The 16,799-nt window shown below is 41.9% G+C and carries 12 protein-coding genes; 6 read left to right on the forward strand and 6 right to left on the reverse strand.

The window, feature by feature from the left end; translation table 11 throughout:
* Positions 1–119: 119 nt before the first annotated feature.
* The 5 genes from BHC43_RS05670 to tssH all read right to left on the reverse strand — a co-directional run bounded on the left by BHC43_RS05670 (position 120) and on the right by tssH (position 6,124).
* On the reverse strand, positions 120–605 hold the full coding sequence (locus tag BHC43_RS05670) for an Hcp family type VI secretion system effector (protein WP_100141419.1): 486 nt from the start codon (positions 603–605) through the stop codon (positions 120–122).
* Positions 606–702: 97 nt separating this feature from the next.
* Positions 703–1,155 carry an STY0301 family protein gene (locus BHC43_RS05675; RefSeq protein ID WP_100156771.1) on the reverse strand — a complete coding sequence of 151 codons (453 nt, stop codon included), beginning with the start codon at positions 1,153–1,155 and terminating at the stop codon, positions 703–705.
* Positions 1,156–1,290: 135 nt separating this feature from the next.
* On the reverse strand, positions 1,291–2,802 hold the full coding sequence (gene tssC, locus BHC43_RS05680; RefSeq protein WP_100141421.1) for a type VI secretion system contractile sheath large subunit: 1,512 nt from the start codon (positions 2,800–2,802) through the stop codon (positions 1,291–1,293).
* 47 nt (positions 2,803–2,849) lie between these two features.
* Complete coding sequence (gene tssB / locus BHC43_RS05685) at positions 2,850–3,398, reverse strand: type VI secretion system contractile sheath small subunit (protein ID WP_100141422.1); 549 nt, start codon at positions 3,396–3,398, stop codon at positions 2,850–2,852.
* Positions 3,399–3,472: 74 nt separating this feature from the next.
* Complete coding sequence (gene tssH / locus BHC43_RS05690; RefSeq protein WP_100152754.1) at positions 3,473–6,124, reverse strand: type VI secretion system ATPase TssH; 2,652 nt, start codon at positions 6,122–6,124, stop codon at positions 3,473–3,475.
* 331 nt (positions 6,125–6,455) lie between these two features.
* On the opposite strand from tssH, the gene tagK reads away from it, so the two are divergent.
* From tagK to BHC43_RS05720, 6 genes are read left to right on the forward strand one after another with little or no spacing between them, the layout of a single operon-like run.
* Entirely contained in the window at positions 6,456–7,424 is a 969-nt protein-coding gene (gene tagK / locus BHC43_RS05695; RefSeq protein ID WP_100152753.1) for a type VI secretion system-associated protein TagK, read from the forward strand.
* On the forward strand, positions 7,402–8,232 hold the full coding sequence (locus BHC43_RS05700) for a type VI secretion system accessory protein TagJ (protein ID WP_100152752.1): 831 nt from the start codon (positions 7,402–7,404) through the stop codon (positions 8,230–8,232). Before tagK ends, BHC43_RS05700 begins: the two co-directional genes overlap by 23 nt.
* Before the next feature lie 3 nt (positions 8,233–8,235).
* Positions 8,236–8,742, forward strand: a complete 507-nt coding sequence (gene tssE / locus BHC43_RS05705) for a type VI secretion system baseplate subunit TssE (protein WP_100141426.1) — start codon at positions 8,236–8,238, stop codon at positions 8,740–8,742.
* A gap of 10 nt (positions 8,743–8,752) precedes the next feature.
* Positions 8,753–10,636 carry a type VI secretion system baseplate subunit TssF gene (tssF, locus tag BHC43_RS05710; protein ID WP_100141427.1) on the forward strand — a complete coding sequence of 628 codons (1,884 nt, stop codon included), beginning with the start codon at positions 8,753–8,755 and terminating at the stop codon, positions 10,634–10,636.
* On the forward strand, positions 10,636–11,688 hold the full coding sequence (gene tssG, locus BHC43_RS05715; RefSeq protein WP_100156772.1) for a type VI secretion system baseplate subunit TssG: 1,053 nt from the start codon (positions 10,636–10,638) through the stop codon (positions 11,686–11,688). Before tssF ends, tssG begins: the two co-directional genes overlap by 1 nt.
* Positions 11,651–12,784 (forward strand): type VI secretion system protein TssA, encoded by a 1,134-nt coding sequence (locus BHC43_RS05720; RefSeq protein WP_218966473.1) that lies wholly within the window; start codon positions 11,651–11,653, stop codon positions 12,782–12,784. Before tssG ends, BHC43_RS05720 begins: the two co-directional genes overlap by 38 nt.
* Positions 12,785–13,078: 294 nt before the next feature.
* Here BHC43_RS05720 and BHC43_RS05725 read toward each other — a convergent pair.
* Positions 13,079–16,799, reverse strand: a 3,721-nt coding sequence (locus tag BHC43_RS05725; RefSeq protein ID WP_144078744.1) for an autotransporter outer membrane beta-barrel domain-containing protein, incomplete at its 5' end; no start/stop codon positions are given.

A 16,799-nucleotide genomic window follows, 5' to 3' on the forward strand; every position in this document is an offset into this window, starting at 1 on the left:
GCTATTTTCCGACCAAATTAGTCAATATCATCAGAGAATTTTTAGGCTCTCTGATGATCCTTATTGCATTGAAAAACACTTTGCCTTCAAACACATGATAGATGAGGCATTACTTAATCTTAGGCTTCTTTATTGGCCTTGATGTCGTATTGAGCAGTTACGGTACCGCCACTGCCGCCCTGCTGATTCTGTACAACATATTCCTGCTTCACTTTAGAGAAAGATAAACGCACCATTTCACGCGGATTCTGCTCATCAGTGCTGCTACCGGAAGGCATTACACTTGATACAATCAGGTCATTCATTGTGATTTTCAGGTATTCTAAAGGTGTTCCACCTGCTTTACGCATCACTAATTTTGCTTCTGGAATATGCTTACCAGTTAAACAGTATTTCATTAGATTAGGACTGGAACGATCAATGTAATGTTCAAATTGCAGGTCATGAACAGTTGCCCGACCGGTACCCAAACCACTACCAGACTGCATAGAAGATTCCTGAGTGATTCCCCAGTTCCAGTTTAATACCTGAATTTCATTTTTATGTTGTGCATCCGGAGATTCTCCGTCAATGCCATCAATTTTCAAGAAAATGTCGTGTGCCATATTGGCTCCTTTGTTGTTTACTATTAAAGAAGTACTACATCATCCGCTTAGCGTCATACACGACTATCGCGGAAAAATTATTTATTGAAAAACTGAATTAGTGACATTTTAGTTTTGCAAGTAATCCGCCCTGAGAATCTTTAGAATAAACTGCCCAGCAAACTTTCATAGTTGAATCAATGCGTCTAGTCAGTTGCACCTGATTACGGTTATAAGAACAGCTAAGCCAAAAACCTGCACCATCTAAATCAAGCTTACTGTCTACTTCCCAAGCCGGATAATGCTTTTTACCCTTTACGACAATAGGCTCTGGTTTTAACTGAGCTAAATCACCAGGTTTTCCACTATAGACTCCTGCACCATCCAGTCTTAATAATGTGTCTTTGTATTTAGATACCACCCAATTAAGAGGCACTGATTCCAACTCCGGAATACCAGCTTTTACCTTAACAGACTCTGGACAAACCAGTTCGTAAGCAGCCGCTGTTTGCACAATACCAAAACCGAATACAAACAACATATTATTCAAGATTTTGCTTTTCATTTTCATTATTACTTTTCAATAATGCTGAAAATCTTCACGACTTTGCTGGCATCCGGGTCTCTGGAATCAGTCTGAACCTCATTTAATGTGGGCTCAGAAATAAATAGCTTTTATCTTATCTGGGTATTGATCAAAATCATGCTATTCAGTCGCTGTCTGTTTCACAGATGGCAACTTAGCAACCAGACGTAAAGAACCGGTCAAGCCTTCTAGCTGAAAGTGAGGCCGCAGGAAAAATTTAGCATCGTAATAACCAGGATTTCCTTCCACTTCTTCTACTACCACTTCAGCAGCTGCCAACGGACGACGCGCTTTGGTTTCCTGTGATGAATTTACCGGATCGGCATCAACATAATTCATAATCCATTCATTCAGCCAGCGCTGCATATCCTCACGCTCTTTAAATGAGCCGATTTTGTCACGTACAATACATTTCAGAAAATGCGCAAAGCGCGAGCAGGCAAATAGATATGGTAAGCGTGCGGACAGATTGGCGTTGGCTGTTGCATCAGGATCGTAGTATTCCTGAGGTTTTTGCAAAGACTGAGCACCGATGAAAGCAGCATAATCTGTGTTTTTACGGTGAATTAGAGGAATAAAACCATTTTTAGATAATTCTGCTTCACGACGGTCTGAGATAGCAATTTCAGTCGGACATTTCATATCTACGCCACCGTCATCAGTCGGAAATGTATGACAAGGCAGATTTTCCACAGCACCACCAGACTCTACGCCGCGAATCATGGTACACCAACCGAAATTTTTAAATGACCGGTTGATATTGACACCCATTGCGTAAGCCGCATTGCTCCACACATATTTACGGTGATCAGAACCGTCTGTATCTTCTTCAAAATCGAATTCATCGACTGGATTGGTGTTAATACCGTATGGTAAGCGGGCAAGAAAGCGCGGCATCGCCAGACCAAGATAACGTGAATCTTCACTGGCACGTAAAGAGTTCCACGGAGCATATTCCAAATTCTGAGTAACAATTTTAGTTAAATCTCGTGGATTAGCTAGTTCCTGCCATGAATCCATTTGCAGCACAGAAGGTGAAGCACCTGCAATAAACGGCATATGTGAAGCAGAAGCCACTTTGGCTACCGAACCCAATAAATCAACATCCGGTGGGGTATGATCGAAATAATAGTCTGCAATCATGCAACCATAGGGTTCACCACCCAATTGTCCATATTCTTCTTCATAAATCTGTTTGAATAACGGACTTTGATCCCAAGCAATACCTTTAAACCGTTTCATGCTGCGCCGTAAATCATTTTTAGACAAATTCATGAAACGTATTTTCAGATGTTCATCCACCTCGGTATTAGAAACCAGATGAAACAAGCCACGCCAAGATGATTCCAGTTTCTGGAATGCTTCATGATGCAGGATGAGATTAATTTGTTCGGAAAGCTTATGGTCGATTTCAGCGATAATAGCCTCGATACTTTTGTAGGCGTCATCACTGATGGTAACTGAATGTGACAAAGCCTGTTCGGCTAATGTTTTCACTGCCTGCTCAACAGCTTTGGCTGCCTGATCAGTTTTTGGTTTGAATTCTTTGGTCAGTAAATTACTAAATTCGGATTGTGCAACTGGGCGTTCTGCCAGTGCAACATCTGATTGTTGTTGGGACTGCGTAGCCATGAATGCTCCTCAATCAATACGTACAAATAGACTTTGAACTTGGGTTATTATTCGGTATCAGCAGATGCTGAAGCTTGGTTATCTCCTGCCGCAGGCTGGGGTTTAGGTGCTTTGGCTAATGCCTGTAGAAGACTAGGATTTTGTAACAGCTGGTTAACCAGATTCTCTGCTCCAGATTTACCATCCATATAAGTCTGTAGGTTTGCTAGCTGAGTACGAGCATCCAGTAATTGTTTGAGTGCATCAACTTTCTGAGCCACTCTTGCTGGAGAAAAATCTTCCATACTTTCGAAAGTAATATCTACCATCAGCTGCCCTTCGCCAGATAGGGTATTCGGTACAGCAAAAGCGACACGTGGTTGAATGGCTTTCATTCGCTCATCAAAATTATCAATATCAATGGTTAAGAATTTACGCTCCCCAACCGGCGGTAAGTCTTCTGCTGGTTTACCGGATAAATCGGCAAGCACTGCCATTACAAATGGCAATTCAATTTTTTTCTCAGAACCATAAATTTCTACGTCATACTCTATTTGCACCCTTGGTGCACGATTACGCTGAATAAATTTCTGGGCACTGTTGTTAAATACCGCCATTTCTACTTCCTTTTCTTTTATCAATCACTACCGGTCTGCACCGGTCATTAAGGTTACTGCTTTACGATGTTTGACTAGACAGGTACAACCGAAAAAATAATTGGATTTTCAGTATGGCTAGGGTCAATACTTATATTGATAGATTCCACAGCTTTTTTTTCTGTTAAAGCCTGAAGCCAGTAGCGTGAAAGGGCTGGCAAAATATGCTGTTCGATATATCCGATGAGTAATCTAGCACCTGTTTCATGCATGGGGCAGTGCTGTACAATATGCTCTACCAATGCCTCGTCATAATTTAATGCAATACCGTGCTGTTCACGCATTCTCAGTACGATACGGTTGAGGTGCAGGCGAGCAATACTACTCAGTGCTTCATCTGCTAATGGCAAATAAGGAATAATGGTTAGCCGACCAATAAATGCTGCCGGAAAATGTTTACGTAACTCCGGCATCAGCACTTCTTTCAGCGTTGACCAATCTGGGGCGAGTGCTGGGTCATCATATAATTGAGAAACCAGATCAGAGCCTACGTTACTGGTCATCAGAATGACGGTGTTTTTAAAGTCAATATTTAAACCCTCGCCATCCTCCATCATGCCTTTATCAAAGACTTGATAAAAAATTTCATGAACATCGCGATGGGCTTTTTCTATCTCATCCAGCAATACCACACTATATGGCCGTCGACGTACCGCTTCGGTAAGGACGCCACCTTCACCATAGCCAACATAGCCTGGAGGTGCACCTTTAAGAGTAGAGACAGTGTGTGCTTCCTGAAACTCACTCATATTGATGGTGATCAGATTTTGCTCACCACCGTACATGGCTTCAGAGAGTGCCAGCGCCGTTTCGGTTTTACCAACACCAGAAGGACCTACCAGCAAAAAGACGCCAACCGGTTTATTGGGATCTGTTAAACCACAACGTGCGGTCTGGATACGTTCTCCAATCTGGCCAAGCGCATTACCCTGCCCTACTACACGCTGTGCCAGATTAACAGAAAGATTCAGTACGGCTCCCACCTCATCCTTGACCATCCTACCAACCGGAATACCAGTCCAGTCAGAGACAATTGCAGCCACAACGCTTTCGCTAACTTCTGGAAAAACTACTGGGACATCACCTTGTAATGCTCGTAAAGTTGTTTCAATTTCTGACAGTTGCTCCAAGATAGCTTTATCATCATTGTTCTGACAGCATGCCCGTGCAGCTATTAATTTATCTACAGCTTGCAGCTCCTGTTGCCAACGTTCTTCTTCGGTTTCCAGCTCAACTGAAAGTGCTTCTATACGCAGTTCTACTTCAGTCAACTCCCCTGTAAACAAACCTATACGTTGTTGTTTACTTAATAGATCCAGTTCAGTTTGTGCAGCGCTTAGCTGCTGACGCAGGTATTGCACGGTACTGGGCGGCGTATGCAACGACAGGCCAACCCTTGCACACGCCGTATCCAGAAGGCTGATGGCTTTGTCTGGCAATTGGCGTGATGGAATATAACGATGGGATAATTTAACTGCAGCTCTCACTGCCTCATCCATCACAATTACGCCATGATGGTTTTCAAATGTTGAAACCAGACCCCGAACCATATTGATGGCCGCAGCTTCTTCCGGTTCGGCTACTTGTAAAACCTGAAACCGACGCGTTAAAGCTGGATCCTTTTCAATATGCCGTTTATATTCACTCCAGGTTGTAGCACCAATGGTACGTAAAGTACCCCTTGCTAGAGCAGGTTTTAGCAAATTTGCTGCATCACCGGTACCAGAAGCTCCTCCTGCGCCCACCAGAGTGTGGACTTCGTCAACAAATATAATGATTGGGTTTGCTGAATGGCTAGCCTCTTCCAATACAGATTTTAAACGTGACTCAAATTCACCCTTCATACTGGCACCAGCCAGTAATGCACCTACATCTAAGGACAATAATCTTACTTCTGAAAGACTCGGTGGCACTTCCCCATTGGCAATAGCCAAAGCAAATCCTTCTACTACAGCGGTTTTGCCTACACCTGCTTCTCCCGTTAATAAAGGATTATTCTGACGACGGCGCAACAAAATATCTATCATGGTGCGTATTTCATGCTCACGACCGATAACTGGATCTATCCGACCCTGTTTTGCTTCTTCTGTCAGGTCTGTACAATATCTTGCCAGAGCAGATTTACTATCTTGACTATTATCCATTAACGAGTGACTTGCTTCACCAGGAATGGCAGCTGCATAGCCAGTATCATCGTAAGGACGATCCTGAGATTCAGGGGACTGTTTAATTATTTCAGGTAATGATTCTGCTAATTCTTCCTGCGGAATTTTGGTAAATTCGCCAGAAATTCCCGTCAGTACACGACGCAATTCAGGCGTCAGTACTAAAGCGGCAAATAACCAAGCTCCTCGAATTTTATAATCTTTAAATGTGAGCGTAGCGTAAACCCACGCCCGCTCAATTGCTAAATCTATATGGTGGGAAAAATCACTGATTGAACTTGCTCCAGATGGCAGCAAAAGCAAGTTTCGTGAAATATCCTGCTCAATTTTGGCGATATCCGCTTCATAATGTCGTAATATTCTAATGACATCGCCATCATTTTCTTGCATGAGCTGATGTACCCAGTGCACAAGCTCAACATAAGGATTTCCACGTAGTTTACAAAATGTTGTAGCCGATTCAATAGAGCGGAACAGTGTTGTATTAAGTTTACCAAACAGAGTCTGGCGGGAAATATCCATATTTTTTACCAGTATCCTTTATTTTGTTTTATAAAAAAACATACAAAATACATATAATTCCGTTCACATTATAACATTTCTTAAACAATATGAAGTTAATTTAAAATTTACCATGCAAAGATTTAGGATTCAAGAATAATTCTTGTTTTTTGTAGTATAAACCGGGATAATTTATGTATATGTGTCAAATTTTATGTTTATATTTAACAAATTCATACAGAAAGATAATATAGTTAAGATTTATTAATGCTGAGATTATCAATTCGCATTTTTGAAAAAAGTATGGTCTTAGGTCTAGCAGAGAGCAAACAATTATTACCTGAAAGACGTTATGGAAAATTCACTTCTATTAAGTCTTGATTACTGCCGTGGAATTAAAATTGGCCAGGTTTATGAAATAAAAAATTTTGCATTTTTTTCCGAAACCTCGATTTATAGTATTCAAACAGAATTACCTGCAACTGAAAATCTAGCATTAAGTATTCGTCAGTCAGCAAGCGGCTGGCAACTACTTAACCTTTCTAAAAATGTACACTGTGCAGTAAATGGAATGCCGATTGCATCAGATAATTGGTGTCTTTTGCATGATGGTGATATTTTTGAATGGGGATTATCAATCTGGCAAATTAATCCCGCTCAACAGTTTACTCCAGAGATCGAAACTGAAACACTCAACAAAAACAATGCCGATTACAAAATTATGCCATTAGATTTAAAATGGTTTGATTCACATTTGCTTTCTCAGCAGAAAGATGAAAATCCATTTAGTCTGGTGATGCCAAGCCTGCCTTATGAACTATTGGAAAGTAAGGAATATCAGACAAAAGATTCGACATTAGAGGAATCTCCCGCTGAGGCCATTTTTCTGGATTTATTACACGAATATCGTCAGGCACTTGATACACCACAGTTATCAGTAAATGAGCATTTCTGGCAGGAAAGATTACTAAAAAATGATGTCAGTAGTTCTGCATCTACTGTTAATCTAGCCGATCTCTCAGGCAATTTGGATCCGTTAATGACGTTACAGGACATTGTTTCTGGGCCACTAAACATTGATGATGTTTTTAACGGTCTGGACAGCCTCAGAGAAGCTGAGCTGTTCAAAATAGAAGAAATACCCGAAATTTTGCATTTATTCGCTCCGGGCTGGCAACAGCAAAATAGTCATGCACATATGCCACCCACATTAACCAGAAAAGAGCATCATGCCGTTAGCGTAGACAGTCATTATCGCATGTCACAATTTGCTGACAGTCACCAAAAGGATTTTAAGGATGAGCAACACACACAGAAATGATGAACATTTTTCTACGCTGCAAGCATGGATAGCCAACCGATCTCTGACTGATGTCATACAGGAAACTGAACAACAAATCAAAACTAAACCTACAGACCATGTTCAGCGTTGGTTATTATTTCAATTACTTTGTCTGAAGGGAGACTGGCAGCGGGCGCTGAAGCAATTACAAGCATGTGCTCAGATGCAATCTAATTTTGAACAACAGGCCCAAGCTTTCCGAGGATTAATTGCATGTGAAATATATCGCAAGGAGTGTTTTTCTGGTCAAAAACGTCCGGGATTCATCCAGCAACAACCCGAATGGGTAGATTTGTTACTTGATGCAATTGCTTTAAATCAGGCTGACAATGAGACAAAAGCGGATGAAATGAGAGAAGCAGCATTGGGTTCAGCTAAAGATGTTTCCGGCATTATCGACCCAGGTGGTAAATTCTCATGGATTGCAGATAGTGATACATGGCTTGGTCCAACCATTGAGCTCGTAATCGGTAGTATCTATACATGGCTTCCATTCGAACAGATCAGCTCTATTTCTTCCACACGTCCCCACTCTATTCTGGATTTAATTTGGAAACCCGCCTTAATAACACTTACAGATGGTTCAGAACATCACGCGTTTCTGCTTGGTCGTTGCTGTGGTTCGGAATCAGAAAGTGAATCGTTAATGTTATGCCGTGAAACTATCTGGAAGGAGCATGGGGAAACCTCTGTAAGGGCTTTAGGGCAAAAAACATGGCAAACAGATCACGGAGATATTGGCATTCTTGACATCACTTCATGTGAATTTGTGACTGATAAAGAGTAATAAATGGCTGAACAATTCCCCCCTTTACGCCCGAAGGCACATCTCTTACCTACATTGTTTGATCGCCTACGGGATGATGCACCCACTCGTAAGACTGAAACATCTGAGAATTATACAGTTTCTTCAGAACGATTACGGGAAATAGTTCAGCGAGATCTGATGTATCTACTCAATACCACTAATCTGGAAGACGAGATTGATTTACGTTTGTATCCACAGGTAGCTGCCTCTGTAGTCAACTACGGCGTGCCTCCTATTGCTGGTCAATATATGCATGAGCACAAATGGATTGATATTGAGAAAGCTATTCGGCGTGCAATTCTGCGTTTTGAACCAAGATTGGAGGCTTCTTCATTAGGTGTTGCTCCATTAATGAAAGATGAATCCAAATTAAATTACAATGTCTTATTATTTGAAATACGCGGACGCATTCTCACTGAACCATACCCTACCTCATTTGTTGTCCAAAGTGCATTTGATCTTGAAACCAACAGAATAAGTATTATCTAATAGAAAAATCATGGATCCGTTATTACTAGACTATTACAACAAAGAACTCACTTTCATGCGTGAAATGGCCGCTGAGTTTTCGCGGCAACACCCCAAAATTGCAAAACGTCTGGGTATGCAGGGTATTGAAATAGCGGATCCCTATGTAGAAAGGATGATAGAGGCTTTCTGTTTTCTCACAGCACGCACACAATTAAAAATAGACGCTGAATTTCCGCGATTTACCCAACGTCTGCTGGAAGTCATTTATCCGAATTATGTCACACCCACCCCATCAATGGCGGTAGCACAGCTTCATCCCAGCCATTCGGAAGGTGATTTCCACCAAGGATTTAAAGTACCCAGACATTCTACTTTTCGTGCCGGTATTCCAGTAGGAGAAAACACAGTTTGTGAATTTCGCAATAGTCAGGAAGTTACATTATGGCCAATCCAAATCATTGAAGCCAGATTAACTGGGGCACCGCCTGACATGCCGATGCTCAACCGTTATCTGCCGGCTCACACTAAAGTAGCCGGAGCCTTACGACTGACCTTACGAACATTTGGTGAAATCAACTTTAATCAGATTAAAGGTTTGGATCGCTTACCTATTTATCTGTGTGGTGAAGACAGAATTGCATCTCATCTGTTTGAATTATTGCATACCAGTGCCGTTGCAACGGTAGCCGGATATCCGGGAAGTTTCACGGGAGCATTAGACATTAATGTAAAAAATGCGGTTGTACATGAAGGGTTGGAACCGGGAGAAGGGTTACTACCGCTTACATGGGATGTTTTCCATGGACATAATTTGTTGCATGAATATTTTAGCTGTCCAGAACGGTTTTATTTTTTTACACCGACAGGTCTATCCAATGGTCTGAGCAAAATCAATGCTAATGTAGCTGAAATTATTATTCTGCTGGATCGCATTCCGGATAGCTGGCTTATTAATCAAACCAGTACAGAACAATTTGCTTTGTTTTGTACACCACTAATTAATCTTTTCCGTAAACGTACAGACAGAATAGAGCTGGATACAGCCCGCACAGAGTTACATCTGGTTGCGGACAGATCTCGGCCACTTGATTATGAAATTTATACAATTGAAACTGTCCACGGACTGAAACCACAGACTACAGAAGAACTAAATTTTCGCCCGCTTTATAACTCTCTTAATAACGACGAAGGTAATTACGGCCGTTATTTCTCCCTGCGTCGTGAACAACGCAAACTATCCGACAATGCCCGAAAATATGGTACCCGTACTAGTTATATTGGGACAGAAATTTTTCTGTCTTTGGTAGACCAGAATGAAGCACCTTATCCAGAATATCTGCGTTATCTTTCGGCTACCGCATGGTTAACCAATCGTGATCTGGCAACACTGGTTCCACGCAATGGTATTGATGATCTGTCCATTGATGATTCGGTACCTGTTGAAAGTATCGGACTCATCCGTGCACCACGTCCACCGCAGGCGCCATTTGCAGAAAGGGAGCTGGCATGGCGTCTTATAAGGCAACTATCTTTTAATTATTTACCATTGTCTGATATGGCTCATCGACCAGGGGGGCAGGCATTACGGGATATGCTAAGACTATTTGTACCAACACATGACAGCCCACAACTACGCCAAATACAAAGTCTAATAGGAGTCAAAACTGAACCAGTAACCCGACGTTTGCCTGGTGCCGGTCCTTTGGTATACGGAAGAGGTGTCAAATGTGAGCTGACAATTGACGAAGATGGATTTTCCGGCATTAGTCCTTATCTGTTCGGATTAGTAATGGAGCACTACTTATCGCGACATGTTGCCATCAATACATTCACACAAACTGCTTTGCATAGTATCCAGCGTGGTCAGATTGCGCTTTGGCCAGTACGGATGGGCGGTAGGGGTGCAATCTAATGAAAGAGATGGACAGTTCGCACAATACAGATAAACAAACCTGGCAAGATATTTTGCATAAGGCTAGCGAGAAACCATGGCGTTATGGTTATTTAAGTCTGATGCGTTTTTTTGGTGCTCAATATCCGCTTCAGCTACCAATAGGTGATGCTGTACGACCACAGCAAGAACCGTTTCGACTGGGACAATCACCATCACTGATTTTTGCTCCACGTGAAATTGCATCAACTTCTTTAACATCAGAAGGAAAATTTCAAATTCAATTATTCGGATTAGGATTGTGGGGAGCCAATGGTCCTTTGCCGATGCATTATACTGAAATTGCCTTGAGCCGACGCGACAGTAATCGTGACAGCACATTAGTAGATTTTGCTGATCTATTTCACCATCGCTACCTGACCCAATTCTATAGTGCGTGGCAAAGCGCTCAATCTGCTGGCGGTGGACTGGATAGACAAGACGCTGAAGAATTTTCTTTTTTTATAGCCAGCCTTAGTGGTCAGAGTCTGGAAGAATTTGCTGAAAGCCCTTTGCCTTCTCATCCCAGATTAGCGGCAGGAGCACACTTAGTGCGCGAAGCCCGTAATCCAGATGGAATGACATCAACACTGTCTCATTATTTTGGCGTACCCTTTACTCTTGAAGAATACGTATTACACTGGATTGCCGTAGCGCCCGAAGAACGTACCCGTCTGGGTATACCCGGACCCGCATCGGTGATAGGAGAAGGTGCATTAGTAGGACAGATGGTACCAGATCGCCAACATAAATTCCGCTTAATTATTGGCCCATTGAACTTGGATAATTACTTACATTTTTTACCTAACGGACGCGACTTACCACGCTTAATCGAATGGGTTAGGGCGTTTATCGGATATGAATATGAGTGGGAAATACAACTACAATTGAATCCGCGTTCAGCCCCTCCAGCGCAAATGAGTTCTGACCAGCGTTTAGGATGGACTACTTGGCTGGGTCAGTCCATGAATGATCTTCCAGTGGCGGGTATGACGTATGAACCAGAACAATATTCCAGCATCAGACAGTTGTGAGAAAAAGATGAGCAATAAAAATATCAAACAGAAACACCAATATGCAGACTTGCTTGCTCCCGTTTCTGCTGAACAGCCATGTGGCAGTAATCTCGAATATGACCCAGAATTTCTGCTATTACTTTCTAAATCTACCGAACAACCTGAAGCTCAATATGGTGATTTCGTTAACAAACCGGAAGGAATTAACTGGAATGAAGTTGAACGCGATGCACTAAGATTGTTGCTACGGACTAAAGACATCCGAATTTATATTATCTTTCTGCGCAGCAGAATCCAGTTGAATGGAGCCAAAGGTCTTTTTGAAGGATTAAGTTTACTTGAAGAGGCCTGTACCACTTATTCACAGGAAATATATCCACAGATTGAATTAGATGAAAATGGTGATGAAGAGGATGCGGCACTGGTTCGCAGTAATGCACTTGCCGGTCTGACAGACCCGCAAGGTGTTATGGCAGATATTCGCGGGATTGTGCTGTCTAGTAATGCGGCATTGCGATTACAAATTCGGGATGTAGAGCGCTCTTTATCAATTCCACGTCCGGCTGATGCTCTAGCTCCAGACTCCGTACGGCGGCAATTGCTTGATTTGCGTCTGCGAAATACACCGGCGCTGATAGCACTTGATGAAGTGCTACCAATTGTAGAAAAATTGCAAACATGGGTCGATGAGAATTTAAAACTCAATGCACCGGATTTTAGTTCGCTAAAAAAAATATTGAGCTATTTTCAGGATAATGAAAACCGATCTGCCCCCAAAAGAGAAACACCCGAAGAAAATAACCTACCAGAACAAAACAACAACCATATTTCTAACGCACCTGAAATTATACAAGAAGATGTAGATTCTTCTCTTAATAACGAATCCCTTACAAATGATGTTTTACAAGAACTGATGCCGGTAGCTATTGCCGACCGTTATGACGCCCTTCAGCGCATTGAGGATATACGTCACTGGTTTGAAGCCAACGAGCCAAGCAGCCCTACTGTCCCCCTCCTGCGTCAAGCAGAACGCATGGTGGGTAAACGCTTTTCCGAAGTAATCAATGCAATACCACTCGAGTTATTGCAAAAATGGGATGAAGAAGAAACGTAAATTTTATATTTTCTTTATCGATTGACGTTTAAAACTTCATACTTAATTTTCATTGAACTTTATCGTATAAATCCATTAGTAACAGGATTCATAACTTCGATAATGCCGTATAGGTGTTAAAAATTTATTATCAACCTGAAATTACCAGAAATTTTGTTTAACAGTAGTATTATTCAAGCCTATATTATTATGATACTTTATTAATTAAATTATCAAAACATCATAGAATAGAAAAAGGACTGAATCAATCTACGATTCAGTCCTACTCACTTCATGTACTTAAATCAATGATAGTTACCAGTTTACCCTCAGTCCCACTGAACCATTAACCGGTGACTTCTCATGTGCATCATTCCCATTAGACCAGGTATGGCCGATTTCGCCATATGCTTTTACTTTATCAGTAATTTCATAGCTTCCACCGATGGCCATTTCAGTATTTGCATGAGAAGCACCAGTACGCAATGTTGTAGAGGCAGCTTTAGTTGCAAAACTGCTGGTATCTGCACCATTAGGAGAATAGAAGAAATTTAAACGCGCATAAGGTCGCAGTACACCTTTATTTACCGGATAGTTTCCTTCTAAACGTCCACCCAAACGGAATAACCATGCATTGTCATGATCCTGCTTAACTTTGGTATTACCACTGATATTAATATCATTCAGATCCAGCCATTGATGCATAATTTGTGCCTGAGGTTCGAACTTCCAGCTACTGCTGCCAAGTGCAAATGGCTGGCCTACCTCTACAGAAGCCGTGATACCGTGGCCTTTCTGTTTACTGTTTGATGCATTATCCGGCTTGATATCAGCATTGTGGCGTGCACCCTGCAGCACTACATCCAGATAGGTTCCACTATCAAGGGTATAGTTACCATATGCGCCTAGGAAATAAGACTTGGTGCTGTTTTTACCAACTTTGCCAACTACTCCACTGGCAAAACCATCTACATCCAGATTACCGTGTAAATAGCCCAGATAGCCACCAACTCTCAGGCCATTATTCGTCCAAACATCACTACCCAGTTGTAAACCGGCGTAATTACCCTTGCTGCGAACATTAGCCACACCGTTCTGACGAATGTCGCTACGATTCGCAATCACTCGTCCCCATGCCTTGCGTTCATCTGGAGCAGGTGTCGCACCAATACGCTTATGCATATCTGCTAGCATCAGACTATCAGCCTGACGCAGTTGAGCCCCTACAGCACTTAATAATGGTACTTCCTTACGATATGTGGTTTTAGGTTTTATTTGGTTACCAGTATCCTGAATTTTTTCAGATAACAAATTCCATTTATTATCTTCACTTTTTTTCAGGCGGTATTCATAAGCACCCGCATCAACATGGTCACGAAGCAAGGTAAACACTTCACCATCAGTTTTACCATCTGCTGAAACGATTTCAACCCCGTTTGTACCAGCGGTATTTTCACCTAACCCACTAACTTCGGTTAAATCAATCGCAGTCGTACCAGTGGCATCTCCCGTAATATGTAATTTATCAGCCTTATTCTGTTCAGGCGTCACTTCCATAAGCAACTTACTGCCTTTTTCACCGTGATAGTTGCCCTGAATGGTAAGGCGGTCACCCACATTACCGTTCACCATATTAATGCTACCAGAATTTTTAACATTACCTTTTACAGCCACTTCGTGCAGTGAATCTTCTGTAGCACTATTCGACACATTATCGAGCTTTAATTCAGATCCGGAGCCAATATTAAGGTTTTGGGTATTCAGATTGCCTGTTAATGTCAGTGTGGCTGATTCCCCCAGATTAATATCTTCCCAGTTAATAATACCTATTCCTCCATTACGAGAAATTTCTGAAGAACCACGCAGACTGGTATTGAGATACAGTTTATCAGTACTGCTATCTGGCTCGGTATCATTATCGTTGCCACCATCCAGCACAGTCACTCCAGAAATATCTGAGCCATTATTGATAGTCAGCGTATCATTGCCTTTACCAAGATTAATTTGGCCAGCTACTTTAGAACCACCATTTAAAATAACGTTAGCATTATTATCACCATCTATAATCGCTACCCCTGATACAGCAGAAACATCTGCACCATGGTTCAGAGTAATATTGCTAATCCCTGCAGTTTTTTCGGTTGTAGAAGAAACAATACTATTTGTAATATTAGTAGCAATACCTGCACCACTACCCCCCGTCACCTTACCGGCAACACCAACTGTAATATTCCCACCAGTTTCATTAAACAAACTTATACCGTCAGTACCACCAATAATGTTTCCGGCAGTTTGATCTACTTTGATTTCTGTCTTAGTACCCTTACTCTTGTTATTAACTTGAATACCGGCACCTTTGGTTCCTGTAACATTTGCTGCGGTTGTTATTACCGTCGAACCTTTGCCTTCATTGATTGCCAATATTCCGCTCTGGTCACCTTCAATCTTGCCTGTACTCTGGGTAATAGTGATGCCATTAGCCGTTTCACCATTGATAGCAGAAATACCACTTCCAAGTTCTCCCGGTCCTTTTGCTATCACAGTTCCTGCTGTAGTGATGGTAGTCGAACCAGTACCTGAATTACTTGCACTGATACCACCTGCTGTACCCTCAATTTTACTGCTTTCTGTCAACTGACTTATATTTAAGTCAGTGGTATTCTTTCCATCATTTAGTGCAATAATGCCTATGCCTGTACCATATTCGGTTTTGGCTTTGTCAGCTTCTGGTTTCTCAGTTTCTGGTTGCTCAGTTTCTGGTTGCTCAGTTTCTGGTTTCTCAGCTTCCTTAAATTCAGTGCCTGTTGCACTCACATTGCCACTTACCTGAATATTGGTCGCACCTGATTCATGATTGCTGGCATCTATACCACTAGCAAAACCATTTATTTCACCACTTGACTGAACAACATTAATTCCGCCCAAAGGTACCTGGCCATTTTCATCACCGGCTTTTGTTGCGGCTTTCTTATTTACAGCAAATGCTGAACTTATGTCTTCTCCGTTTTCGTCAATATCTGAAACTGGTGCTGTACCTGATACAACCTGAATTCCGGCCCCAGTTTTACCTTCTACTTTACCGGCTGTAGTCACTGAGACTTTTCCGCCAGTTTCATTAAACAAACTTATACCGTCAGTACCACCAATAATGTTTCCGGCAGTTTGATCTACTTTGATTTCTGTCTTAGCACCCGTGTCATTCCAGCTTATGTTGTTGGCTTGAATGCCTGCACCTTTGGTTCCTGTGACATTTGCTGCAGTTGTTATTACCGTCGAACCTTTGCCCATATTGGTTGCCAATATTCCACTCTGGTCACCGTTAATTTCACCAGTGCTCTGGGTAATAGTGATGGCATTGGCCGTTTCACCATTGAAAGCAGAAATACCACTTCCATATTCGCCCGGTCCTTTTGCTGTCACTGTCCCTGCTGTAGTGATGGTAGTCGAACCACTACCTGAGTTCCTTGCACTGATGCCACCTGCTGTGCCTTCAATTTTACTGCTTTCTGTCAACTGACTTATATTTATGTCGGTGGTATCCTTTCCATCATTTACTGCAATAATGCCTATGCCTGTACCATATTCGATTTTTGGTTTATCAGTTTCTGGTTTATCAGCTTCTGGTTCCTCAGCTTCCTGAAATTGAGTGCCTGTTGCACTCACATTGCCACTCACCTGAATATTGGTCGCACCTGATTCATGATTGCTGGCATCTATACCACTAGCAAAACCATTGATTTCACCACTTGACTGAACAACATTAATTCCGCCCAAAGATACCTGGCCATTTTCATCACCGGCTTTTGTTGCGGCTTTCTTATTTACAGCAAATGCTGAACTTATGTCTTCTCCGTTTTCGTCAATATCTGAAACTGGTGCTGTACCTGATACAACCTGAATTCCGGCTCCAGTTTTACCTTCTACTTTGCCGGCTGTAGTCACTGAGACTTTTCCGCCAGTTTCATTAAACAAACTTATACCGTCAGTACCACCTATAATGTTTCCGGCAGTTTGATCTACTTTGATTTCTGTCTTA

The organism is Snodgrassella alvi, assembly GCF_002777855.1.
Lineage (GTDB): Bacteria > Pseudomonadota > Gammaproteobacteria > Burkholderiales > Neisseriaceae > Snodgrassella > Snodgrassella alvi_E.